The 24,560-nt window shown below is 70.7% G+C and carries 23 protein-coding genes; 1 reads left to right on the top strand and 22 read right to left on the bottom strand.

Annotated features, from left to right (window positions below):
• Positions 1-18 precede the first annotated feature (18 nt).
• From VFL28_10425 to hpt, 5 genes are all read right to left on the bottom strand, one after another.
• Positions 19-1,746 (bottom strand): ABC transporter substrate-binding protein, encoded by a 1,728-nt coding sequence (locus VFL28_10425; protein ID HET7265075.1) that lies wholly within the window; start codon positions 1,744-1,746, stop codon positions 19-21.
• A gap of 158 nt (positions 1,747-1,904) precedes the next feature.
• Positions 1,905-4,115, bottom strand: coding sequence for a UvrD-helicase domain-containing protein (locus VFL28_10420; GenBank protein ID HET7265074.1), 2,211 nt, complete (start codon positions 4,113-4,115; stop codon positions 1,905-1,907).
• Positions 4,116-4,321: 206 nt separating this feature from the next.
• Positions 4,322-5,878, bottom strand: a complete 1,557-nt coding sequence (gene guaA, locus VFL28_10415; GenBank protein ID HET7265073.1) for a glutamine-hydrolyzing GMP synthase — start codon at positions 5,876-5,878, stop codon at positions 4,322-4,324.
• 50 nt (positions 5,879-5,928) lie between these two features.
• The gene (locus VFL28_10410; protein HET7265072.1) at positions 5,929-7,086 is read right to left on the bottom strand and encodes a GuaB3 family IMP dehydrogenase-related protein; all 1,158 of its coding nucleotides are present in this window, start codon (positions 7,084-7,086) and stop codon (positions 5,929-5,931) included.
• A 77-nt stretch (positions 7,087-7,163) separates the two neighbouring features.
• Positions 7,164-7,700: a hypoxanthine phosphoribosyltransferase gene (gene hpt, locus VFL28_10405; protein HET7265071.1), complete on the bottom strand. Its 537-nt coding sequence runs from the start codon at positions 7,698-7,700 to the stop codon at positions 7,164-7,166.
• 167 nt (positions 7,701-7,867) lie between these two features.
• Between hpt and pyrF the strand changes: the two genes are divergently transcribed.
• Positions 7,868-8,599 (top strand): orotidine-5'-phosphate decarboxylase, encoded by a 732-nt coding sequence (pyrF, locus tag VFL28_10400; GenBank protein ID HET7265070.1) that lies wholly within the window; start codon positions 7,868-7,870, stop codon positions 8,597-8,599.
• Positions 8,600-8,616: 17 nt separating this feature from the next.
• On the opposite strand, the gene VFL28_10395 is transcribed toward pyrF, so the two are convergent.
• From VFL28_10395 to lpxD, 17 genes are all read right to left on the bottom strand, one after another.
• Positions 8,617-9,246: a hypothetical protein gene (locus VFL28_10395; GenBank protein ID HET7265069.1), complete on the bottom strand. Its 630-nt coding sequence runs from the start codon at positions 9,244-9,246 to the stop codon at positions 8,617-8,619.
• Positions 9,247-9,251: 5 nt separating this feature from the next.
• Entirely contained in the window at positions 9,252-9,575 is a 324-nt protein-coding gene (locus VFL28_10390) for a hypothetical protein (GenBank protein HET7265068.1), read from the bottom strand.
• Positions 9,576-9,708: 133 nt separating this feature from the next.
• The gene (locus VFL28_10385) at positions 9,709-11,415 is read right to left on the bottom strand and encodes an S-layer homology domain-containing protein (GenBank protein ID HET7265067.1); all 1,707 of its coding nucleotides are present in this window, start codon (positions 11,413-11,415) and stop codon (positions 9,709-9,711) included.
• Between the two features lie 425 nt (positions 11,416-11,840).
• The gene (locus VFL28_10380; protein HET7265066.1) at positions 11,841-12,254 is read right to left on the bottom strand and encodes a pre-16S rRNA-processing nuclease YqgF; all 414 of its coding nucleotides are present in this window, start codon (positions 12,252-12,254) and stop codon (positions 11,841-11,843) included.
• A gap of 10 nt (positions 12,255-12,264) precedes the next feature.
• Positions 12,265-13,185, bottom strand: coding sequence for a DUF3084 domain-containing protein (locus VFL28_10375; protein ID HET7265065.1), 921 nt, complete (start codon positions 13,183-13,185; stop codon positions 12,265-12,267).
• Positions 13,182-13,958 (bottom strand): polyprenol monophosphomannose synthase, encoded by a 777-nt coding sequence (locus VFL28_10370; protein HET7265064.1) that lies wholly within the window; start codon positions 13,956-13,958, stop codon positions 13,182-13,184. Before VFL28_10370 ends, VFL28_10375 begins: the two co-directional genes overlap by 4 nt.
• Complete coding sequence (locus VFL28_10365) at positions 13,958-15,577, bottom strand: glycosyltransferase family 39 protein (GenBank protein ID HET7265063.1); 1,620 nt, start codon at positions 15,575-15,577, stop codon at positions 13,958-13,960. Before VFL28_10365 ends, VFL28_10370 begins: the two co-directional genes overlap by 1 nt.
• Positions 15,574-16,653, bottom strand: a complete 1,080-nt coding sequence (locus VFL28_10360) for an LptF/LptG family permease (protein HET7265062.1) — start codon at positions 16,651-16,653, stop codon at positions 15,574-15,576. Before VFL28_10360 ends, VFL28_10365 begins: the two co-directional genes overlap by 4 nt.
• A 2-nt stretch (positions 16,654-16,655) precedes the next feature.
• Positions 16,656-17,456 (bottom strand): LPS export ABC transporter ATP-binding protein, encoded by an 801-nt coding sequence (gene lptB, locus VFL28_10355; protein HET7265061.1) that lies wholly within the window; start codon positions 17,454-17,456, stop codon positions 16,656-16,658.
• On the bottom strand, positions 17,453-18,376 hold the full coding sequence (locus VFL28_10350) for an LptA/OstA family protein (GenBank protein HET7265060.1): 924 nt from the start codon (positions 18,374-18,376) through the stop codon (positions 17,453-17,455). The genes lptB and VFL28_10350 overlap by 4 nt, the downstream gene beginning before the upstream one ends.
• Positions 18,376-19,089: an LPS export ABC transporter periplasmic protein LptC gene (lptC, locus tag VFL28_10345; GenBank protein HET7265059.1), complete on the bottom strand. Its 714-nt coding sequence runs from the start codon at positions 19,087-19,089 to the stop codon at positions 18,376-18,378. The genes VFL28_10350 and lptC overlap by 1 nt, the downstream gene beginning before the upstream one ends.
• Before the next feature lie 131 nt (positions 19,090-19,220).
• The gene (gene lpxB / locus VFL28_10340; protein ID HET7265058.1) at positions 19,221-20,375 is read right to left on the bottom strand and encodes a lipid-A-disaccharide synthase; all 1,155 of its coding nucleotides are present in this window, start codon (positions 20,373-20,375) and stop codon (positions 19,221-19,223) included.
• A gap of 5 nt (positions 20,376-20,380) precedes the next feature.
• Positions 20,381-21,250 carry a UDP-2,3-diacylglucosamine diphosphatase LpxI gene (gene lpxI / locus VFL28_10335; GenBank protein HET7265057.1) on the bottom strand — a complete coding sequence of 290 codons (870 nt, stop codon included), beginning with the start codon at positions 21,248-21,250 and terminating at the stop codon, positions 20,381-20,383.
• Positions 21,247-22,095: an acyl-ACP--UDP-N-acetylglucosamine O-acyltransferase gene (gene lpxA / locus VFL28_10330; protein HET7265056.1), complete on the bottom strand. Its 849-nt coding sequence runs from the start codon at positions 22,093-22,095 to the stop codon at positions 21,247-21,249. The genes lpxI and lpxA overlap by 4 nt, the downstream gene beginning before the upstream one ends.
• The gene (fabZ, locus tag VFL28_10325) at positions 22,088-22,606 is read right to left on the bottom strand and encodes a 3-hydroxyacyl-ACP dehydratase FabZ (protein ID HET7265055.1); all 519 of its coding nucleotides are present in this window, start codon (positions 22,604-22,606) and stop codon (positions 22,088-22,090) included. The genes lpxA and fabZ overlap by 8 nt, the downstream gene beginning before the upstream one ends.
• Positions 22,607-22,670: 64 nt before the next feature.
• Complete coding sequence (gene lpxC / locus VFL28_10320; protein ID HET7265054.1) at positions 22,671-23,507, bottom strand: UDP-3-O-acyl-N-acetylglucosamine deacetylase; 837 nt, start codon at positions 23,505-23,507, stop codon at positions 22,671-22,673.
• The gene (gene lpxD / locus VFL28_10315) at positions 23,507-24,550 is read right to left on the bottom strand and encodes a UDP-3-O-(3-hydroxymyristoyl)glucosamine N-acyltransferase (GenBank protein ID HET7265053.1); all 1,044 of its coding nucleotides are present in this window, start codon (positions 24,548-24,550) and stop codon (positions 23,507-23,509) included. The genes lpxC and lpxD overlap by 1 nt, the downstream gene beginning before the upstream one ends.
• Positions 24,551-24,560 lie beyond the last annotated feature (10 nt).

Below are 24,560 nucleotides of genomic sequence, written 5' to 3'. Positions count from 1 at the left end.
CGGCCGGCGCCGCCCGCCCTATTTGATGAAGACCGCGGGGAAGTTCCAGAACGGCCCGCCGAACGCGGTGAACCGAATGTTGCCGAACTTGTTCCGGACGGCGACGTAGGCGTTCGGAATGGCGGTGTACACCACCGGCACCTGCTCGGCGACGATCGCCTGATACTGGTAGTAGTACTCGCGGCGCCGGTTCTGGTCGACCGTCGTCGCACCGAGCGTGAAGTACCGGTCGATCTGGGCCTCCCACGCCGTCGCCGGCTTCGGTTCCTTCGGGTTCCACATGTGGAGGCTGCCGGAGGAATTCCAGACGTTCTGGCCGTTGTGCGGCTCGATCCCGCCGGTGAGGCCGAGCACCATCGTCTCCCACTTGAACGACTCCACCAGTTTGTTGACGAGCGTGTTGAACGCCTCGGGCACCAGCGTGACGTGCATGCCGAGCTGGGTGAGGTCCTGCCGCATGATGTTCGCGATCGCCACCCGGTCCTGGTTGTCCGAGTTCGTGCTGATCACGAACTCGACGGCGTGCCCGTCGGCATCCCGCAGGGCGCCGTCCGAGCCCTTCTTGAAGCCGGCCTCGGCGAGAACCTGCGCGGCCTTGCCGAGGTCATACGGATACTGCGTCACGTGCGGATTGAAGAAGAACTTGTCCGCCGGGCTCTCCGGACCGTACTGCGCCACGGCGTGCCCCGCGAAGACCTGGTTGATGATCGCCTGGCGGTCCGTGGCGTACGCCACCGCCTGGCGGAACTTCTGGTTCTGGAACCACTTGAGCTTGTAGTCCGGCATTCCGCTGCGCGGATTCTGGTTGAACACGAGAAACTCGGTGCCGAACGTCGGCCCGCCGTCGAAGACCGTGTAGTTTCCGGACTTCTCGTCCCGCTTGAACGCCGCGTATTCCTTGGGCCGGAGGCCGTAGCTGTCGGTCTGCTTGCCCTGGAAGAGCAGGCGCAGCGCCTCCTGACTCGGCACGATGCGCAGGACGACTCGGTCGATGTAGGGCAGCCGGCGTCCCTGCGCGTCCGCCTTCCAGTAGCGTGGATTGCGCACGTATGAAATGCGCTCCGCCGGCCGGTACTCGGTCATGATGTAGGGCCCGGAACCCACGAGATCCTTGGGCGAGGTGTTCACGCCCCAGGTCTGTTTGAACTTGCCGGCTTTGTAGGCGTCCTCCAGCTTGTGGCGCGGCAGAATCGAGACGCCGATCGTGCGAAGGAAGGGGCCGAACGGCTCCGCGGTCTTGAATTGGACCGTGCGCGCGTCGACCTTGGCGACCTGGATGGGCTTGCCCGCAACGCTCAGCACGTCGGCGAGACTGTTCGGAATGTTCTTGTCGAAAATAACGCCGAAGGTGAACACGACGTCGTCCGCCGTCAGCGGCCGGCCGTCGTCCCACTGCAGACCCTGGCGCAGGACAAACGTCCACGTTCTGCCGTCGGGGCTGGTCTTCCACGATTCCGCGAGCGCGGGCTCGGTCTCGGTCGTCTCGCCGTTGTCCTCGACGAGGCCGTCGAAGAGGGTCCCGAGCGGGCCCGTCGACGACGTCTCCTGCGCCAGGACCGGGTTGAATGTCCGGGGGTCGCTGACCTGCGAATCGAGAAACTCGCCGCCGAACTTGCCGGCGTCGCCGTTCATGACCTTGGGATTGGGCAGGCCCGGCAGGCTGGGATGGCGGGACGGCGCGGCCGCCCCCCATGCCGGCGGCATGAAGAGGCTCGTCGCGACGAGCGCACAAATGACAAATCGCACGGTGGGACCTCCCAACTCCGGGTACGGGCGTTCCTTGGCGTGTGGTTCCCTAGGGATACTTTCCTCGCTTTTTCACGGAAAGAACGAATCGCCGGTGTGCCGGACAGCCGCGCCGCGGAGTATTCGCGCGCGGCGGGCACCCGCCCCTGCCGCGGATCTTAGCCGGGACGGCCGCCGGGTTGTACGGCGTCGACCGCGATGCGCTGGAGCGGTGCGTAGCCGAGCGCGAGCCGCTTGGTCCCCGCCGGGCCGTCGAACCGGACCGTGATGATGGCGCGCGGCCCTTCGCCGTCCACCTCCAGCACGCGGCCGACGCCGAACGTCTTGTGTCGCACCGTATCGCCGACGTCGACCTCAGGCACGGGACGCTGATCTTCCTCCGGCCAGTCGCCGGTCTCGGTGCGCGGCGTCGCGACGCGCTCGACGGCCTCCGCGGGGATCTCGGCGAGAAACCGGGACGGCAGGCCGGGCCGGGTGGTGCCGTACGTGGTCCGCTGCCGGGCGTAGGTCAAGAGCAGACGGCTGCGCGCGCGCGTCATGCCCACGTAGCACAACCGGCGCTCCTCCGCCAGGTCGACGTCTTCCTCCAGGGCGCGCATGTGCGGGAAGAGGCCTTCCTCGAGCCCCGCCAGCACGACCACCGGAAATTCGAGGCCCTTCGCGCTGTGCAGTGTCATGAGCGTCACGCGGTCGGGACGCTCCTCGAACGTGTCGACCTCGGTCTGCAGCGCGAGATGCTCCAGGAAGGCTTCCAGGGTCCCCTCCCCGCTCATCGCCTCCACTTCCTGGGCGACCGCGGCGAGCTCTTCGAGGTTCTCGAGGCGCGCGTAGGCGTCGTCCGTTCCTTCGGACTCCAGCAGGCGGCGGTAGCCCGTGCGATCGATCGCGCGCAGCAGCACGTCGCGCGCGGAATGGTCCGCGGCAAACCCGGCCAGATCCTCGACGAGGTCGGCGAACTGGGTGAGGCCCGCGCGGACGGCGCCCGTGACCCCCGCGGCCCCGCCGCCCTCCGCGCCTCCGCGAGCCGTGCGGCGCAGCGCCTCCCACAAGGTGACGCCGGACTCCCGCGCGTGGGCGTCGAGCCGCCGCAGGGTGGTGTCGCCGACGCCGCGGCGGGGAACGTTCACGACCCGGCGCAGCCCCGCCTCGTCGGCCGGGTTGAAGGCCACCCGCAGGTACGCGAGCAGGTCCTTGACCTCGGCGCGCTCGTAGAAACGGACGCCGCCGACGATCTGATACGGGATCCCGAGGCGCAGAAACATCTCCTCGAACTGCCGGGACTGCGCGTGGGTCCGGTAGAGCACCGCGGCGTCGCCGAAGCGTCCACCGCGGGAGTGGTGGACGCGGATCTGCTCGCCGGCATGCCGCGCCTCCTCGTAGCCGTCGAACGCCTCGTACAGCGTCACCGGCGCGCCCTCGGGGTTCGCGGTCCAGAGCGTCTTCGGATGGCGGTGCGGATTGTTCCGGATCACCGCGCCGGCGACGGCGAGGATGCGCTGCGTCGAGCGGTAATTCTGCTCCAGCGCGACGATCCGCGCCTCCGGGTAGTCCCGCTCGAACTCCAAGATATTCCGGACGTCGGCGCCGCGCCACCGGTAGATCGCCTGATCGTCGTCGCCGACGACGCACAGGTTGCGGTGGCGGCGGGCGAGCAGCCCGACCAGCATGTACTGCGCGTGGTTGGTGTCCTGGTACTCGTCGACAAGGATGTGCCGGAACCGGTCCTGGTACCGCGCCAGCACGTCGGGCGCGCCCCGCAACAGCTGCACCGTCCGCAGCAGCAGATCGTCGAAGTCGAGCGCCCGTGCGTCGTCGAGCCGGCGCTGGTAGGCCGCGTATACTCGAGCCAGCATCGATTCACGGGCGGTCTCGGCCCGCGCGGCGTAGGCGACGTGGTCGATCAGCTCGTTCTTCGCGCGGCTGATCTCGTGCAGGACGACCGCGGGGGGAAATCGGCGGTCGTCGAGATCGAGCGCCCGAAGCGTGTCGCGCATCAGCGTGCGCTGGTCGTCTCCGTCGTAGATGACGAACCGCCGATCGACGCCGGCCGGCTCTCCCGACTTCCGTAGAAGCCGGCTGCACGTCGCATGAAACGTCCCGATCCACAGCGCCCGCGACGCCTGCGGGCCGAGAAGTGCGGCGAGGCGCTCGCGCATCTCCCCCGCCGCCTTGTTCGTGAAGGTCACGGCGAGGATGCCGGACGGCGGTACGCCGCGGTCGCGGATCAGCGACGCGATACGGTAGGTGAGAACGCGGGTCTTGCCCGACCCGGCGCCGGCGAGGACGAGCAGCGGCCCCTCTCCGTGCCGCACCGCCTCGAGCTGACGTGGATTCAGCAGCGTTTCGAGCGTGGATTCAGCTTCGGGCAATGATCGCTCCTAGGGCGCCCAACGGTCACGATGGGTAGTTGCAGTGCGCCTCTATGGTACCACCCGGTGAGACTTCGATCGGAACGCCCGCGTTGAGGAAGGCGGCATGCGGCGGGCGGCCGTTCGGGAACCCCGATCTGTCCGAAACGGGTGCCCGCCTCTCTTGATGTAGGCGTCTCGAATGAGACGTTACCGGGCGAAGCCGGTCACTCCCACTCGATGGTCGCGGGAGGCTTACTGGTGACGTCGTAGACCACGCGGCTGACGCCGGGCACCTCGCCCGTGATCCGGTTGCTCATCGTTTCGAGGAGGTCGGCGGGCAGCCGCGCCCAGTCGGCCGTCATGCCGTCTTCGCTCGTGATGACGCGGATGGCCACCACCTGCCCGTAGGTACGGGCGTCGCCGGCAACGCCGACCGTGTGCACGGGCAGCAACACCGCAAAGGCCTGCCACACTTCCCGGGTCAGGCCGGCGCGGCGGAGCTCTTCGCGCACGATCGCGTCCGCCGCGCGCAGCGTCTCGAGCCGCGCATCGGTGACGTCGCCGAGCACCCGGATCGCGAGGCCGGGGCCCGGGAACGGATGCCGCCCCACCATCTCGTCCGGCAGCCCGAGCGTCCGCGCGACCACCCGCACCTCGTCCTTGAAGAGCGTCCGGAACGGCTCGATCAGACGGAACGGCATCACGTCCGGCAGCCCGCCGACGTTGTGGTGGGTTTTGATGCGCGCCGCGGTCCGGGTGCCGCTCTCGATGACGTCGGGGTACAGCGTGCCCTGCACGAGCCACTCCGGCCGGTCGAGCCGCGACGCCTCCTCCGCGAACACGGTGATGAACTCGCGGCCGATGAGGATCCGTTTCCTTTCCGGATCGACGATGCTCGAGAGGCGCTCGAGGAACCGGCGCCGGGCGTCGACGTGCACGAGCGGCATCCCGAAGTGGTCGCGGAACACCGACACGACACCCTCCGACTCCCCCTGGCGCAGCAGCCCGTGGTCGACGAAGACGCAGGTCAGCCGCTCGCCGATCGCCCGGAAAACCAAGGCGGCCGCCGCGGAAGAGTCGACGCCGCCGCTCAGCGCACAGATCGCCCGCCCCGTCCCGACCCGGGCCCGGATCTCATCGACCGAACGGTCGATGAACGACGCCATCTCCCACGAGGGCGAACAGCCGCAGACCGTATAGAGGAAGTTGCGCAGGACGTCCGTGCCCCACGGCGTGTGCGAGACCTCGGGGTGAAACTGCAGGCCGTAGAGGCGGCGCGGCCGGTGCGCGATCGCGGCGTAGGGTGTATGGTCGGAGTGGGCGAGCGTCTCGAAGCCCTCCGGCAGCCGCGCGACGCAGTCGCCGTGGCTCATCCAGCCGATCAGCCGCCGCTCGAGGCCCCCAAAGAGTGCGTCGGGCGACTCGTCGACGAAGAGGCGCGTGCGGCCGTACTCCCGGCGCGCGGCGGGGCCGGTCTGCCCGCCCAGCACGTGCGCCATCAGCTGCATGCCGTAGCAGATGCCGAGGATCGGAATCCCGGACGTGAACAGCGCCGGATCGCAGTGCGGCGCCCCGGCGTCGTAGACGCTGTTGGGGCCGCCGGAGAGGATCAGCCCCTTCGGCCGCAACGCCATCAGCTCCGCGAGCGGCGTGTCGAACGGCAGGATGAGGCTGTAGACGCGGAGCTCGCGGACGCGCCGGGCGATCAATTGGCTGTACTGCGCCCCGAAGTCGAGCACGACGATCAGGTCGTCCGTCGCGGGAACCTGCGCGCGCGTCACCCGCTCCCGGACGCCGACGCCCGTCTCGCCGCCCGGCACGGCCGCCGCGGTCACCGCCCCTGCCCCACCCGCTGCGCGATCTGCATCGTCTTGCCCTCGGTGACCAGCGCGGGGGCGATGATCACTTCCGCCTGCTGCATCTGCCGCACCGTGCGGGCCCCGCACATGCCCATCGCGGTGCGCAGCGCCTCGATGAGGTTTTGCGAGCCGTCGTCGACGCGGGCCGGCCCAAAGAGGATGTCGCGCAGGGTACCCGTGCTGCGCACGTTGATCCGGGTGCCGCGCGGCAGCGCCGCGTGCGGCGTCGCCATCCCCCAGTGGAAGCCGCGGCCCGGCGCCTCCTCGGCGCGCGCGAACAGCGAGCCCAGCATGACCGCGTCGGCGCCGCAGGCGATCGACTTCGCGATCTCCCCGCCGACCGAGATCCCGCCGTCCGCCACGATCGGCACGTGGCGGCCGGTGCGCCGCGCAAACTCGGCGCGCGCCGCGGCGACGTCCATGACCGCCGTCGCCTGCGGCACGCCGACGCCCAGCACCTTCCGGCTCGTGCACGCCGCGCCCGGCCCGACCCCGACGAACACCGCGGACACACCGGACTCGAACAGCTGCAGCGCCGCTTCATACGAGACGCAGTTGCCGGCCATGACCGGAATCTTCGTGTGCGTGACGAGGTCCCGCAGCGACAGCGCGCGGCCGCGCTCGCTGCGGTGCTGCTCGGTGATGACGGTGGACTGCACGAGCAGGATCTCGGCGCCGGCCTCCGCCGCGAGGGGCGCAAGGCGCGCGGCTCCGGCCGGCGTCGTCGAGACCACGGGCACGCCGCCGCCCGCGCGGATCTCCGCCACGCGCCGGCCGACGAGCTCGTCCTTGATCGGCTCGCGGTACACGTCCTGCATCACGCCGACGACGCGGTCCGGCGCCGCGTCGGCGAGCCTGTCCAGCACTTCGCGCGGGTTGGAATAGCGCGTCTGAACGCCTTCGAGATTGAGGACCGCCATCGCGCCGAGCTTGGAGAGGGCGACCGCCATGCCGGCGTCCACGACGCTGTCCATCGCCGCCGCGATGACCGGCAGCGCGAACGTCCGTCCGGCAACGTCCCACGAGGTGTCGACGTCTTCCGGATCGACCGTCGCCGACGCCGGCACGAGCGCGATCTCCTCGAAGCCGTACGTCCTCCGTGCGGCGCGGCCCTTCCCTATGAACTCCATGCCTGCACCCTCCCACCCCGTCTACGCGGGGCCTCCGAGAAACTATCGCGCCCCCGCGGGGCGGGGGCGTCGGCGGTTCACGTGTACACCTCGGGCTTCAGGACACAAATAAAGGGCAGATTCCGGTAGATGCCGGCGTAGTCGAGGCCGTATCCGACGACGAACTTGTCCGGAATCTCGAACCCGCGGTAGTCGATCGGCACGTGGCGCCGCCGTCGCGTCACCTTGTCGAGCAGCGCACACACGCGCAGGCTCGCAGGATACCGCGCCTTCAGCGTCTCCAGCAGGTAGTCCATGGTGAAACCGGTGTCGATGATGTCGTCTACGATCACGACGTGGCGCCCTTCGATCGTCTGGTCGAGGTCTTTCAGGATGCGGACGATGCCGGAGTTCTCGGTGCCCGATCCGTACGCGCTCGTCGCGATGAAGTCGAGCATGCACGGCACGGACACCTGGCGGATCAGATCGGAGAGGAACAGCGACGCGCCCTTCAAAATGCCGACGAACAGCGGGGTCTTGCCGTCGTAGTCTCTGCTGATCTGCCGTCCGAGGTCCGCGATGCGTTCCGCGAGTTCATCCTCGCGGATCAGCACCTCGGCGACGTCGTCCAGCAGCCCCACGCGATGCGGGCCCTCCCCCGGCGGAACCGGAAACACGTACACAGGAACCGCGTGCACGGCCCCGGGTAATTTTCTGGATTATAGGACGGACGTTCGCGGATGTCAATCGAAGCGTGCCGGTGTGCAACTACCGCCGGAGTCGCCGCGGTATACTGGCGGAGATGGAACGCCGCACCGATCCGCGCGACCGGCTGATCGTCGCCCTCGACACGCCGTCGCTCCCCGAGGCGGAGGCGCTCGCGGACCTGCTGGCCGGCGCCGTGCGGTGGTTCAAGATCGGCCCGCACCTGTTCACCGCGGCGGGGCCCGCCGCGGTGGCCGCGATCCGCCGGCGCGGTGAAATCTTTCTCGACCTGAAGTTTCACGACATTCCCTCGACCGTCGCCGCGGGCGTCGAGGCCGCCGCGCGTCTCGGGGCTTCGCTCTGCAACGTGCACGCCCTCGGCGGGCGCGCGATGCTCGAGGCCGCGTCACGCGCGGCACGCGAAGCGCCGCCCGGCCCGAGCGGGCGCATGCGGGTCATCGGGGTCACGCTGCTGACCAGCGATGACGCCGCCACCCTCGAGGAGATCGGCGTAAAGGGAGACCCGGCCGCGGAAGCTCTTCGCCTCGCGCGGCTGGCGCAGGTCGGGGGGCTCGACGGCGTCGTCGCCTCGCCGCTCGACGCGGCGGCGGTGCGGAAGGCGTGCGGCCCCGACTTTCTCATCGTCACTCCCGGCATCCGACCGGAAGGCAGCGATCGCGACGATCAGCGGCGCACCGAGACGCCGGCCGCGGCGATCGCGGCCGGCGCGGACATGCTCGTCGTCGGACGGGCGATCACCCGCGCCCGCGACTCACGCGCCGCTGCCGAGGAGATTCTCCGGCAGATGGGCGGCGGGGGACGCGGTTAGCGCAGAGCCGGGGCCCTCTAGGTTCCTCCGGGCGCCGCCGTGAGCGGACCGGCCAGTTGAGCGGCGCCGCGACGGGCCGCGTCGTCGAGCGTCGCTTCAACGACACGGGACGCCGCAGCGCCCACCGCGTACCCCGTCACCCGCCCCTCATACACGATGCGCCCCTGAGGGGCGTCGAAGATCTGCACGGTCACGACCGCCATGCCGTCGAGCGCGCCGCCCCCGTCGCCGCCGGCGCTGAAGTCGGTTCCCATCCCGCCGCCGAGGCGGTCGAGAACGAGGGATTGGATCCATCCCACGACCAGCCGGTCCGCGCCGGCGGCGCGGGCGAGCTCGCCCAACCTGGCGAAGCGCAGCGCGTCCGCCCCCCGCCAGCGCAGCGCCGCCTCCTCGACGCGGACCCGGGCCGGTGGCACGACGGAGAAATGTCCGCCCGAAGCCGCCGCGAGACGGTCCGACAGCGCCGCGCTTGCGTATTCCTCGGGAACGACCCCGACGTACGTGGTAAGCGGTGTCGGCGCGTAGAACAGCGCCACCGCGACGGTCCGATCCGCGGCCCGCGCCGCGGGCACGCCGGCCAGCGCCGCCGCCGCGACGACGAAACAGAGCCCCGCGACCCGGCGAAGATGCCCCACGCGGCGCGCCACCGTTCCTACGGCGCGTACTGCGCCGGGACCGGCCGGCCGTCGGCGGTTTTGACGATCGCCCATTTCGATCCGTTGTACTTCACGGTGTCGCCCACAGAAATCGCCGAGTAGAAGGGCGGCGGCACCAGATAGGTCTGCCCCCCCACCATGATCATCCGGTCCGCATCGTCGGCGCCGGTGCTGTACTTCTGCTCGACGGGTCCGAAGACGTAGGCTTTGCTGCCGCAGCCTACGCTGATGTCCGCGGCCAGCACCGACAACAGCGCGACGAATAGCAAGACTCTGGCGGCCTGCCCCCGCATCGTGTGCACCTCCAGGAAACGATCCACCTACAGTATAGTCCATCCGCGAGACGAACGCGTCCCATCATGGGGCGTCGCGTGGAGGTTGTCTTGAAAAACCGGGTGGCCCCCTCCGGGATCGGGGGGGCCACCGGTCGAACCGAACCGTGTTGCGGACGGGCTAGAACGTGTAGTCGAGCTGCGAGCGGTACAACGTGTACTGCGAGACGCCGTTGATCCGCTGGTTCTCCATCCGGGTGTAGATCCGCGCGCCGGGGGCGAAGCGGTAGACGACCCCGACCCGCCACTCGGTGATGCCCTGGCCGTTCGAGATGTTGTTGCCGGTCTCGTACGCGCCGAGGAAGCCCCACTGGTCGGTGAAGTCGAACGAAATGTCGCCAGTGAACATCTGGGCGTTGCCCGGACCGACGCACCCGCAGATGTCATAGTCCGCGTCGTTCTGGTACGGTGCGTAGAAGTTCTGACCCGCGTTCTCGTAAGACAGGGTGAGCGCGAGCTTGTGGCCGATGCCGGTCATGGCGCCGAGGTCAATGATGGCGTCAACGTAGTACGCGCTGTCGCTGCCGCCGAGCACGCCGTCGTTCCAGCTGGCAACCTCGCCGTCAAGCTTGATTCCCGGCACCACGTCCCAGCTCGCGTAACCGCCGCCGCCAGAGCCGAGCGCGGGGCACTGGATGCCGGTGGCCGTCGCCGGACACCGCGAAGTGGGCGGGTTGTCCATCGGAATGACCGGACCGTAAACGTGCCAAAGCGCGTTCGTCGCGCCGGCCGCGAACGCCGAGGACGCGGAGTTGATATTGTTGGCCACCCAGTATGCGCCGACGCGGAGGCCCGGAATGACCCGGATGTTGGCATCGGCGCCGTAGGCGTCCTCACCGAGGAAGTAGCTGCTGCCGCCGTTCGGTCCCTGAATGCGGCCGACGACGGCCTGCCAGTTGAAATCAGCCCACGCCGGGATGTTCCCCGAGAGCCGGAGGCCGTCGAACAGGTGGCAGCCGCAGGCCGCGGCGTTCGTCGAGGCCTCGTAGGTATCGCTGTTCGTGTTCAGGAGCAGGCCGAAGGGCCCGAACTGCATGGGAAGCGTGCCGAAGCCCTGCTGGATACCACCCATCCGGCCGAGCTGGATCCGAAGCGGCCAGCCCCAGGCATGGTTCCAGTCGAGGTAGAGTTCGGCCAGGTCCGCGAGCATGTAGTTGGGAGTGACGGTGGGCGGAGTGCCGCCCGCGGCGGAGCTGTTGAACGTCCCGGGTGTGCTCGTCCCGGCGGATGCCAGGTCGAGGCCGATGATCGCATGAATGTCCGGGGCGACGCTGCCGTCAAACATCAGCTTGATGCCCTGCCGCGCACGGAACACCGTGGGCGACGTACCCGAATCGGTGGCGAATGCCTGCGGGTTGCCGTTCACGCTCGCGCCCGACCCCGATGGCCCGCCGTCGTACCGGAACCGGTAGTTCCCGCTGATGCGGACGTTGTCGAGCCGCGCCTTGATCGCGTTTAGTTCCTCTTCGATCGCCGTGACTCGAACGCCCAGCGCGGCGAGTTCCGCCCGGAACTCGTTGATCAACCGCTGCAACGCGTCCAGGTCGGCTTTGGTCACCTGCGGAGCGGGCGCGGGAGCGGGAATCTGGATGCTCTCGATCCGCGCCAGCAGGCGCGCAACGACCATGGCCATTTCGTACCGGGTCATGGCGCGGTCACCCTTGAAAGTCCCGTCGGGATAGCCCTCGACGAGACCTTTCGCCGCCAACTCCGCGATCGCGTCGTATGCCCAGTGGTTCGTGGGCACGTCCGCGAACGGCTGAGCAAAGGCGGGGGCAACCATCGCAAACATGACCGCGGCCGCTACTGCAACCGCGATATGTCTCATGCTACCCATTCCCCCTTGCTGCTGTGATGTCGGGGCTGGGCAGAGGCATCGGGCTCGAGTGACCGTGTTTTCTCGTGCCGTCCGTCCCTGACCAGCACCCGCGTGTCCACCCGCTCCCGGCCCCGTCCCGTTGTGCCGCCCCTCCTCTCCGGACGAGACCCGGCACGACCTTTTTGGCCGCTCGGACCGGGTGACAACTTAGAGCCAAGACTGAAAAGCAAGACAAAACTAGATCCGCCGGATGGCCCTCCGACTCAGAAGGACTAAGCCGTTGGCCCGAGTCCGGCTATATCCGTGTCGATCTACGACAGTATCACCTAATATCCTGCAAGATATTGAGGCGCCTTCAATAGTAGCAGGACCTGAAAAGCATTTACAACCCCCGTCGTATCGAACATTCGATCGGATAGATGCAATTTATTGCATCAAATATTACTCAACTTTCTCGCAAGATACCGTTCCGCGATTACCACGGCGGCATAATCGTCGTACGGTTCGGCCGGAACTTGAAATGACCGAGGGACGAAGCGCCGCCACCCGCGAGGCGGATGGTCTTCGAAGTACCGGCGTCGGGCCGTCAGCGTGCTGTCGCGCTCCTCTTCCGAGGCGATATCTGGCAGGCGCCCGGACGCGGCGAGGCCGGCGAGCGCCGCAATAACCTGCCTCGACCCGGTCCCTCCGCCGACAACGATAGCGTCGATCCCGCGCTCCGCCGCCCAGGCCAGAACCCTCCGCGGCACGTCGGAGGGCGGCACGATCGCCCGCGCCAGCACCTTCCCCGGCTCGCAGACGGCAAGACCGCACTTGTCCCGCCCAGGATCGATACCGAGCACCGTCACCCGGCCGCCCTCATCGAAAGGTGATGACGAGCGGCCCTACTGTGTACGTGTCGATCAGCGCGACGGCCCGGACACCCGTGACCGCGGCCGCCGTCTTGATGCGGTCGACGGTTTCCAGCACCACCGCAGGATCAAGACGCACGTCGATCGGACTGGTCGTGAGCGCGAACGGCGGCGAGAGAACACCCCGACGCTTGGCCTCCGCGGCCGTCCGGGCGGCGAGATCGACCAGGGCCGCCTCGATCTGTGCCCGCGCGTCGCGGCCGTTGACCTGGGCGCTCGCGATCGTCGCCCCTTCCTTGAACACGACCGCGTTGGGAAACACGAGCACCGTCGCGTGGACCGGCAGGCCGCGCACGGTGTTTTCGCTCGCGATCATGCGGACCGCCATCCGCTGTGCCCGCTCGGCGATGTCACGCGCGATCACGTCCGCCGTCAGCCCCGGCGGCGAGATGATGATGGTCGCGCCGTCCGTGCCCGGGGCCGCGCCGCGCTCCCGCGCCGCGCGCGACGCGAGATCCACGAACGTCTCCACCCGGCGGCGGATGTCGTCCAGGGAATCCCGGCCGTCGATCACCGTCCGGAGGACTTCCTGGTCGTTCTGGTAGATGATGTCGCGGACCTGGAGCGCGCGCAGCTCGCGCTGCTGCGTCGCGATCTGGGTCTCGAGCTCGCGGGTCTGCTGCTGCACCTCCTGCAGGTGGAACAGCGCCTGGCGCGCGTCCTGGCTCGCGACCAGCACGACCGCAAGGGTGACCACGGTGATCATCATCCCGGTGAGCACGGTGACGATCTGCGCGGTGTAGCGCGGCCGTACCCCGAACAGGGTGAGCCGCCTGCGGCCGATGGCGCGGCCGACCGCGTTGCCGATCAGCGCGACGAGGCCGCTGACCAGGATGAGCAGCGGGATCAGAAGCGCCGCGACGCTCACGGTGTCGCGGCACCTCCGCCGGCGGAACGCACGCGCAGGCGGATCAAGAGCCGCAGGTAGTTCAGGACTTCGCCGGCGTTCAGCTTGCTGCGGCCGCCGGCGCGTTCGCTGAACACATAGGGCACTTCCACGACGGCCGCCGCAGGGTGCCGCACGATCAGCTCGAGCAGGATCTTGTATCCGAGGCCCACGATCGGAGCGTCGTCGAACAGACCCCGCCGCGCGGCGAAAAATCCGGACATCGGATCGGCGGCGCGGACGCCGAGGACGGCACGGGCCAACCACGTAGCGCCGCGGCTCATCATTCGCCGCCGCCACGGCCACCGCCGGACGCCGCCGCCGCGGACGTACCGGGAGCCGACCGCGATGTCGGCGCCCCCGGCGACGGCCCCGAGCAGCGCGGGCACGGTTTCGGGTGGATGCGAGAGATCGCTGTCCATCACGACGATGACGTGACCCTGCGCCCGCCGGACGCCCTCGAGGACGGCCGACGCCAGTCCGCTCTTGCCGGGCCGCGTGATCACGAGGATCGAGAGAACGTCCTGGAGTTCGGCGGCCACCCCGGCGGCAACCTGCCCGGTGCCGTCCGGCGACGAATCGTCGACCACGAGCACTTCGCACGCGGAGAGGCCGCCGGCGGCCGCGCGCGCAACCCGGCGCAGGAGCTCCGCGATCGTGTCGCGCTCGTTGTACGTCGGCACCACGACCGTCGCGGCCGGCGCCTCCCGCGGACCCGCGCGCGTCGAGCCGGTCTCGACCCCGTCCCCCACCACTATGAGGCGCCTCCGCACACGAGCTGGGGCGGCTTCATCTCGACAACGTACGGACCGTACGAATCGACGAGTTGGAGCCCTGCCGGCAGGCCCGAGGCGGCCGCGAGGTCGTCGCGGCGCGCGACGACGAAGACCCTCCCCGGCGCGCAGAGATCGCGGCGCAGGGCCGCCGCATCGCCGATCGGCACGACCGTATGCCCGGCGTAGAAGACGAGCGCGGCGGGCGCCTCGATCATGTAGGCCGCCACGCGGTCGCCGGGATGCAGGCGCGCCGCCAGCGCGGTGGCGAGCGGCTTCATCGCTTTCTGCGTTTCGACGGCCGGCAGGGTGCCGGCGTAGAGCACGCCGATGAACACCGCGGTCGCCGCGGCCAGGGACAGAAAGGCGGCCGTGTACCGGCGCACGCGAAAGAGCACGGCCGATACGCCGGTGCCGAGGACGAGCGCGCCGATGGGAGCCAGCAGAAAATCCCGCACCGCGGCGAACTCGCGGGGGTAGCGGGTCGTCGCGAACTCGGCGGCCCCAACGACGAGCAGCACGACGACCCCGATCTGCAGCACGAACGACGCGCCGAGGGTCCTGCCGAGGCGCCCTGCGCCTTCGAAAAGGAACTCTTCCCACAGACGCCCGACGGCGATCGCCGCCACCGGAAACAGCGGCAGCACGTCTGCGGGGAGGCGTTCCCCCGCCGCCGCGACCAGGACGAAGACGAGCGCGGCCCAGAGCAGGCAGAGGAGACTCCCGTCCTGCCAGCGGCGGAGGTAGTGATACCCCGCGGCGCCCGGCAGGAAGGCCGTCCACGGGATCGCGCCGACCGCGACGATCGCCGAGTCCGTGAGCAGCGTCCGCGCGTGCGCGCCCGGGGGCGGGGTCACGCGCGGCACGACGTGGCCCAGGACCGCCGCGTCGAGAAACCCCCGGCCGTATCGCGCGGTCTCCACCGCGTACCAGGGCGCGGACACCGCGAGAAAGGCGCCCGCGGCCGGCAGCCACGGCACGTCGCGCAGCCGGCCGAGCGACCGCCGGTAGGCGAGGAACAGCAGCACCGCGGCCGCCGGCAGCACGACGGTCCCGGGCCCCCGGGTGAGCACGCAGAGGCCGAGAAACAGCGCCGACCAGACGTAGTCGCCCCGCCGGCCCTCCCGGTACGCGCGATAGCCCGCCCGCAGGGCGAGCACCATCCAGGTGACCGCGGCGGTGTCGAGCACGGCGAGCCGCGACGTCACCGCGTACGCGAGGGTGGTGGTGAGCACGAGGGCGCTCAACAGGCCGGTGCGCGGGCCAAACCACTCGCGGCCGAGCAGGTACGTCGCGTAGACGCCCGCGACGCCGAAGAGCGCCGCCCAGACGCGCGCCGACCATTCCGAGAAGCCGAGCACCGCGCCGGACGCGGCCTGCAGCCAGATCCAGAGCGGCGGCTGGCCGAGCCACAAGGCACCGTTCAGGTGCTGGGTCAGGGGATCGCCGGTCGCGAGAATCTCGCGGCCCGCTTCGGCGAACCGCGGCTCGTCGACGTCCCAGAAGCTGCCGGCGCCGAGATAGAACAGGAAGAGCCCCGCCGCGAAGGCGAGGACGAAACCGAGGAGGAGGCGTTCGCGGCCGGAGTCCGGCGCTCTCAACGCGCCGCCCGCATCAACAGAATCACGCCCGCGGCGCCGACGAGCAGATCAGGCAGCCACGCCGCGAGGATGGGCGAGAGCGCGTGCCCGTCGGAGGCCAGCTGCGCCGGGATGGCGACGATGTAGTACCCCACGAGGACGAGGATGCTCATGCCGAAGCCCATGCTCGGCCCGGACCGATGCGGCCGGATGCTGAGCGGCACGGCCAGCAGAACGAACGCCACTGAGCTCAACGCGGTCGCCACCTTCGTGTTCACTTCGCCGACGAACGGCCGCACGTCGCCGCCGTTGCGCCGGTACCGCGCGATCTCGCCGAACAGCTCGCGCACGCTCATGTCGGCGGGCTGCTTCGGCGCGAGCGTGAAGTCCTGCGGCGACCGCGGCACGGTGACGCGGAGCGTGTCGAACTTCGTCGAGACCATCTGGCCTTCGGAGAGCACGTACATGTGGCCGTTCTCGAACGTCCACTGGGTGCCCTGGGCGTAGTTGGCGTGGTCGGCCTCGATGACCTCGAGGGGCTGCCGCGGCGTCATGTAGACGACCGTCACGGCCTGCAGGGTCCGTGTCCTCGGCTCGTACCGGCGCGCGCTGTACAACGCGTTGCCCTGCGGGATCGGCGCCTGGAAGAACACGTTCTCCACCGGATGCAGCTCCGGCCCGCGCGCCATGACGTCGGCCATCGCCACCCGATACTGGTCCTCGCTCAGGCTGACGACCCCCTCGGTGAAGACGAGGGTGCCGGCCGCGACGACGACGCCCACGGCGACGATCGGCGCGGCGATCCGCACGAGGCTCACTCCCGACACGCGCAACGCGGCCAGCTCGTTGTGGTCGGCCAGCCGGCCCATGCCCCAGACGGTCGCGAGCAGCGCGCCCATCGGGGCGCTGAACGCGATGAAATACGGGATCTTGTAGACCATCAGCACGAGGGCGATCTGAATCGCGATGCCCTGACCGATGATGAGCCGGGCCAGGTAGAACAGGTGGTTCATAACGAGCAGGACGGTGAACAGCCCGAGCGCCACCCCGAAGGACGAGCCGACCTCGGAGACGAGAAGGCGGTCGAGCAGGGTCATCGTCACAGCCGGAACCCCTCGCCGAGATATACCTGGCGCGCCTCGGGGCTCTCGAGAATGCGCTCGGGAGCCCCGCTGGCCACGATGCGGCCGTCGTGAATGATCGCCGCCCGGTCCGTGATCTGCAGCGTTTCGCGGACGTTGTGGTCGGTGATGATGACGCCGAGCCCGCGCTCGCGGAGGTAGCGGACGGTCCGCTGCAGGTCCTGAATCGAGATCGGATCGATGCCGGTGAACGGCTCGTCGAGGAGGAGAAACGAGGGGTCGAGCGCAAGCGCGCGGGCGATCTCGACGCGGCGCCGCTCACCGCCCGAGAGCGTCCAGGCCGGCTGCCCGGCGAGTCCCTCCAGGTGAAACTCTTCGAGCAGTTCGACGGCGCGCCGCTCGCGCGCGGCCCGAGACGGCTCGCGCTGCTCGAGCACGAGCAGCACGTTTTCGATCACGGTCAGACGTCTGAAGACCGACGGCTCCTGGGCCAGGTAGCCGATGCCGGCGCGGATCCGCACGTCCACCGGCTCGTCGCTGACCGCCGCGCCGCCGATCCACACGTCGCCGGCGTCGGGACGGACGAGGCCGACGATCATGTAGAACGTCGTGGTCTTGCCCGCGCCGTTCGGGCCCAAAAGACCGACGATCTCGCCAGGCCGGGCGGTCAGCGACACGTGGTCCACGACCGTGCGCCCGTTGTAGCGCTTGACGAGGCCTTCGGCGCGGAGCGTGCCCGCGTTCGGCTGTGATTTCATCGTGGCCGGCGGGCCCGCCGCTGGACGGTCCGCCGGCGTGGACGCCGCGGGAACGTTCACGGCGATGTGTCGGTGGGGTAGGCGACGATCTTCGGGTGGCCGTCGGCCACCGCGCTGTTGGTGCGCAGGTGCACGGTGACGCGCTCGCCCTCCAGACTGTCCCGGTCCCGCGTCACGACGGCGTGGCCGATCAGCACCACCGTGTCGCCGGCGCCGGAATACGTCGCGCGGTCCGCGGTGCCGTGCATATGGGTCGCCGGACGGTCGAACACGACGTGCCCGGTCGCCTCACCGTCGTTCGTCGCAAGATTGCCCTCGATGTGATCGGCCTCGAGGCGGTCGCCACCGCGCACGGCGACGGCGCGGCCCTCCACGGTCCCGTGCTGCGCCGTGCGGTCATAGACGATCCGGCTGCCGCGCAGCTGCTGGTCGCCGCGGGTGACGATCGCGTTCCCGGACGCCTCGACGCGGCGGAGATCGGGCCGGTCGTCCGCCTCGACACGCGCCGCGGTCACCGTCGCCCACACCCCCTTGTCCAAAAACTTTCCCTGCACGTCGCCCTCGGCCAGCACGTGCCGCGTACCGAGGTCGGCGGTGATCGCGTCGGCCTCCAGCCCCATCGTCGGCGACGACATCCTGCCGTGGTGGGGCAGCACGGCGCGGCGCTTCGCGCCGTCGTAATGGATCTCCGAGGATTCGAGCTTCTCGTCGCCCCGGGTGACGACCACGTGCGCGCCGATGAACGTGTAGGACTGCGCGGCCGCATCGTATTCGATGCGGTCGGCGCCGGCCACGTCGACCGGAACGGGTGGACCTTTGGGCGTTTCTTCCGGCGACGCCTGCGCATGTCGCAGACTGTTTCCCGAGAGGGGCGGCGCGGCGATCGAAGCCGGCGCAGCGGTCACGGCGAACGCCAACGCGGCCGCCGCGCACCACACGAACCGCAAGGGACTGCCGGCCCGGTTGTCGATCCGCGTCATTACCGCAGCGTCATGTGGACGTTGCCGAAGAAACGGGTCTGGCCGAGCGTCAGATCCGAGACCATGCTGTCCGCGTACATGATGACGCGCTCCTGGACGACGCGAACGTGCCCGCGTCCCTCGACCTGCTGCGAGCGCGGCGAGTAGTACACGGAGTCGGCGTACAATTCGCGGCCGGTGCTCGTCACCCCGTGTACGTTGCCGCCGACGGTCACCTCGCGGCTCCGCGTATCGTAGGTGCCGGTGTCGCCGTTCACCAGCATGCGCGAACCGTCTCTGTCGAAAAAGGTCGCGCGCACGTGCTTGAGTGCGACCGTCTGCTGCGCCTGCTGCAGCGTCATGTCGTCCGCGAGGATCTGCCACCGCATGTGCCCCTTGTCGTCGGTGCCGACGAGGTTGCCGGCTTTGATCTCGCCGGAGGCCATGCCGGCGGCCGGACGCTGCGCTTCCGCCGACGGTGTCCCTGCGCTCGGCGAACCCGTTCCGCCCCGCGGTCGTGCGGTCTCCGTGCCGGAGGCGCCGCCGGCCTGTCCCGAGCCGCCAGCCGTCGGCGGAGACGCCGAGGACTCCGCCGGGGCCGGAGGCAGTTTGGGCGGCGTCACCGGCTCCCCGCCGCCGCGCGGCAGCGCGCTCCAGACGAGCGCCGCCACCAGCACCACGGGAATCGCCCACAGCGCGAGGCGCCGCAGATGGATCGTCCACAACTGGCTCATCAAGCGCTCCGTTCGTTCACCGCTCCACGTTGCCGGAGGGCTGCAGTTGCATCGTGGCGGCTCTGGTTTCCTGGTGACCGGCCGCCCGGCCGGCGGTCCCCCCGTAGGCGGTCCGCCGCAGGCATACACGGCTATGGTATCGTGGCCTTCGCCCCGCTGTCCAGCGCTGCGAGCACCTCCGCCGCAGCGCGTTCGACGGCGCCGGGAGGGCCGAGGCGGCGGCGCACTTCGGCGAGGTCCTCGCGCACGCGCGCGGCCGCCGCAGGGTCGAGCAGCGCTTCCACCTCGCGCGCGATGCGCGGCCCGGTCACCGAACGCTGCAGCAGCTCCGGCACGGCCCGGCGGCCGAGGACGATATTGGGAATCGAAAACCCCGTGCGCTCGAGGTCCTCGTTGATAACAAACCGCCGCGCGATCCACGCCGTGAGCGGCGACACCCGGTACACGACCACCATCGGGACACCGGCGCAGGCGGCCTCCACCGCCGCCGTCCCCGACGCCAGCACCGCCGCGTCCGCCGCGGCCATCGTGTCGACGGCCCGGCCGTCGGCGACACGCACCGGCACGCCGGCCGCCGCGATCGCGGCGGCCACCTCGCCTCGGAGGTGCGGCGAGGCGAGCGGCAGCACGAAGCGGGCACCGCGGCGGGCCGCGAGCTCACGCGCCGCCGCGAGTATCGGCGGCAACAGCGCGCGGACTTCCTGGACGCGGCTTCCCGGAAGCAGCGCGACGCGCGGGCCGCCGGCCGCCGTGAAATCACCGCCGGCCCGAGCGTTCGCGCGCGGCCGTTCGTCGACCGCGGGGTGCCCGACGTAGACGGCATCCGCCCCCGCGCGCCGGTACGCCTCCGCCTCGAAGGGCAGGATCGCCAGGAGCCGCACCGAGGCCGCGGCCATGCGTGCCGCGGAACGCCCGCGCCGCGCGTAGGTCTGCGGCGGGACGAAGTACACGATGGGCACCCGGCCGGAGAACCGCCGCACCAGCTCTCGGTTCATACCGGGAAAGTCGACCAACAGCAGGAGGTCCGGACGCGCGCGCTCGATCAGCCGTACGAGTCGGAAGTACCGGAGCGCGAAGACCGGAAGGCGGACGTAGGCTTCAGCGTAGCCGATGACGCCCCAGGCCGTGCTGTCGACCAGGATTCGGGCGCCCGAGGCCGCCATGAGGCGGCCCCCGGCGGCGACGATTTCGAGAGCCGGCCTGGCCCGCCGCAACTCTCCGATCAGCCGCGCCGCCTGATGGTCTCCCGAGACTTCGCCGGCGACGACGAAGACGCGCCGTCCCACCTGGATCAGGCCGGCGCGGCCCCGTCTGCGCCGAGGGCGACGGCCGCGACGGCGATGCCCGCGTCGTCGGCGCACGCGATCAGCCGCGCGCGCTCGAGGAGCAGCGTGCGCTCGGCCTCGACGGCCAGCACGGCGCCGCCCGCGGCCGCGAGCGCGGCGACCGTCCGCGGCCCGACGGCCGGCAGATCGTATCGCGGATCCTGCCGCGGACGCCCGACCTTGACGATGACGATGCCGCCGCCGTGCGAGCCGGCGCGCGTGATCATCGCGTCGGTGCCTTCGACCGCTTCGACGGCGATCACGATGCCGCGCCGCACGGCGACGGCCTGCCCGATGTCGAGACCGGCGACCGCGGACGCGATCCGGCCGCCGAGCGCGATGTCGCGCGCTTCCTCGGTCGTGGGAGCCCGGCGGCCGAGCACGCCCGCCGGGGCGACGAGATGGGGCGCGTACCGCGCCTGCGGCGCGACGACGAAGCCCGACTCTTCGAGCGCCGCCACGAGCGCGGCGAGGATGCTCGCGTCGCCGAAGTCCGTGAGGCGGCTCGCGACCGCGCGGCCGAGCGCGTCGAACGACGCGGCGCCGGCCGCCGCGAGCTTGTCCACTTTGCCGGCCAGCACGATCTCCCGCACGCCTCGGGAGCGGAACGCCTCGACCAACGCACCGAGGCGGCCGATCGCGATCGTCTCGTAGGCATCCGCGATCTCGCCGAGCCGCGGATCCGCGTCGAACACGTTGACGCAAACGACGCGGCGCCCCTCGCGGCGCGCCCCCTCGGCGATCTCGACCGGCAGAACGCCGCGTCCCGCGATGACACCGACCGCGCCGGCGGGTCCGCCGGCCGCGATATCATCACAGCCGCCGCCCGGGCTCACCGCCGGATGCCCGTGCCGCGTTCCTGGCTGGCCCGGAGAAACTCCACCAGGTGGCGCACCTCCGCCCCGCCGCCGCACTCCGCGGCGATCCGCTCGATCGCGTGCGAGAGGTCCAATCCGGAGCGGACCAGCAGCCGGTGCGCCCGCCGCAGTTGTGCCTGCACGTCGTCGGGCACGCCGGCCCGCTCGAGTCCGATCCGGTTGATCGCCACCGTCCGGTACGGGGTGCCGTTGATCAGCATGTACGGCGGCACATCCTTGTCCACGCGCGTAAAGCCGCCGACCATCGCGAGCGTACCGACGTGCGCGAACTGGATTATGCCGGCCATCCCGCCGATGTTGGCCAGATCTTCAACCACGACGTGCCCGGCGAGCTGGCACCCATTGGTGATGATCACGCCCCGGCCGATGCGGCAGTTGTGGCCGGCGTGGCTGTAGGCGAGGATCTGCGCGTCGTCACCGATCGTGCTGGCCTCGTCCTCGCCCGTGGCGCGGCTGATCGAAACGTACTCCCGCAACACGACCCGGTCGCCGATCCGCAGATAGCTCCGCTCGCCGTTGAAGTGCCGGTCCTGCGGGGTGCCGCCCAGGATGGCCCCGGCGGCGACCCGGCAGTCGCGGCCGAGGCTCGTCCACTCCTCGACGACCACGTGCGGACCGATCCACGTCCCCGGCCCGATCGTCACATGATCGGCGATCACCGTGTACGCGCCGATTCGCACGCCGGGACCCAGCGTCGCCCCCGGCGAAACGATTGCCGTCGGATGGACGGCGGGCGGACCTTCCGCCGCCGGCTCCGGCGAGGCCGGACGGACCGACCGGGATGCCGAGTGCGGGTCAGGCACGCGGCACGCTCTCGCGGAGTGTTGCGGGACCGGCCGCGCCCGTCCCGCGGTCGAGCGGCGCCATCGAATACGTGAACATGCCTTCCGCGACGACGGCGCCGTCGACACGGCCCGTCGCCTGCATCTGGCCGATGCGCGACCGCGTCCGGAGCACCACGACCTCCGTGATGAGCTGATCGCCGGGCCGGACCGGCCGGCGGAACCGGCACCGGTCGATCGCGGCGAAATAGGCGATCTGCCCCTCCGCGCCCGGCATCAACGCGGCCAGCACACCGCCGACCTGCGCCATCGCTTCTACGACGAGCACGCCCGGCATGATGGGGTGGCCGGGGAAATGCCCTTGGAAGTACGGTTCGTTCGCCGAGACGTTCTTGAGGCCGACGATCCGCCGCCCCGGCTCGATTTCGAGGATCCGGTCGACGAGCAGCAGCGGGTACCGGTGCGGGATGCGCGCCATGATCGCCTCGACGTCCATCGTCCCCGGGCCGGGTCTGTCGCCGCTCACCGTCATCCCTCCGTTCGCGTCGGCCGGCCGCCTCGCATGGATCGCGGCGGAGCGGCGGCGAGGCGGTCCGCTACGAACTCGCCGATTGCGTCTGCGCGGCGAGCGCGCGCGCGAGCGCCACGTGCAGTGTGTGGCCGGCGCGCACCGCGATCACGGCGGCCCTTAGCTCCGCGCCGAGCAGCGCGAGGTCGCCCAGGACGTCCAGTACCTTGTGGCGCGCCGGCTCGTTTGGAAATCGCGGCGCGTTGAGGAATCCCCGCCCGCCGATCGCGAGCGTGTTCTCGAGCGAGGCGCCCAGCGCCAGCCCCCGCGCGCGCAGCGCGGCGGCGTCGCGTTCGTATCCCCACGTTCGCGCCGGTGCAATCGTCTCCTCGTAGCCGTCCGCCGCGGCGTCGAACGTGGCGGCCTGCTCCTGCGCGGCCGGCTCGCGGAGGGCGACGACGCAGGTGATCGAGAGGCGCTCCGCCGGAAGCGCGACCGCCCACCCGCCCTCGCCGTCTCCCGCCCACGCCGGCACGCCGACCCGAACCACGCGGCGTGGCGTGTCCTGGGCGCGCAGGCCGGCCTCCCGCAGCGCGAGGACGAACGGCAGCGCGCTTCCGTCCATGCCGGGGACCTCGGGGCCGTCGACGTCGACGAGCAGGTTGTCGACGCCGAGCGCCCGGGCGGCCGACAGCAGATGCTCAACGGTCCGCACCCCGCCGTCGCCGCCGAGCGCGACGCACGACGCCGTCCCGGTAACCCGGTCGAGCCGTGCGGGAATCTCCGCCCCTGGACGGTCCGTGCGGCGGAAAACGATGCCTGTTCCCGGCTCCGCGGCGCGCAGCACCATCGCGACGTCCCGCCCGGTGTGCAGGCCGGTGCCGCGTAGGGTGCGCGCGGAGGCGATCGTCTGCTGGGAGGCCACTAGGGTGCGGGACGGGTAGGGTCGACCGTGCGGCGCTCGAGCCGGTCGAGCCGCCGCCGCAGGTCGGCGAGCTCGCGCAGCGCTTCGGGCAACCGCAGCACCGCGGCGGCGGCGCGATGGTACTCCATCCGGGGCCGCGCCGGCCGGCCGGCGACCACCGCGCGCGGTGGCACGTCGCGGGTGACGCCGGTGTCCCCGAGCACGATCGCGTCGTCGCCGATCGTCAGGTGGTCGGCGACCCCGCTCATCCCGCCCATCAGCACGCGGCTACCGATCCGCACGCTGCCGGCGATGAGGCAGCCGGCGGCCATCGCTACGTCCTCGCCGATCTCGACATTGTGGCCGACGTGCACGTAGTTGTCCAGCTTGGTCCCCCGGCCGATCCGGGTCGCCCCGAGCGTCGCCCGGTCGACGGTGGAGTTCGCGCCGATCTCGACGTCGTCGCCGAGCACCACGGTCCCGATCTGTGGAATCGGAACGTGCCGGCGCGCGGCGTCCTGCGCGTATCCGAAGCCGTCGCTGCCGATCACCGCGCCCGACTGAATGACGACCCGGGCGCCGAGCGTACACGCGCGTCGGACGGTCGCGTGCGCGTGGAGCACCGAGTCGGCGCCGACCTCGACGCCGTCCTCGACGATGCCGTGCGCGTGGATCTGGACGCGGTCGCCGAGGACCACGTCCGCGCCGACGACGACGTAGGGTCCGAGGAAAACGCCGTCGCCGAGCCGGACGCGCTCCCCGAGCACGCAGGTCGGATGAATCCCGGGCGCGGGGCGGGACGCCGGCGCGAGTGCGCGCAGCGCGAGCGCGAGCGCGAGCCGGGTGTCACGCACGCGGATCGCCGGCCCGCGCGTGGCCGGTGCGTCCTCGCGGATGATGACGGCGCCGGCGCGGCCGTCGATCCCAGGCAGGAGGCCCGGGTCGGCGACCACCACCACCGCGTCCGCGGTCACCTCCGCCGGGGCGGCCACCCGGACAACCTCCACGTCCGGGTCGCCGCTCACGGCGCCCCCGACACGTTCGGCCAGATCCGCCAACCGCATGGATCCGCCC

The sequence above is a fragment of the bacterium genome (assembly GCA_035691305.1).
Classification (GTDB): Bacteria; Sysuimicrobiota; Sysuimicrobiia; order Sysuimicrobiales; family Segetimicrobiaceae; genus DASSJF01.
This window is presented reverse-complemented; position numbering and strand designations above follow the sequence as displayed.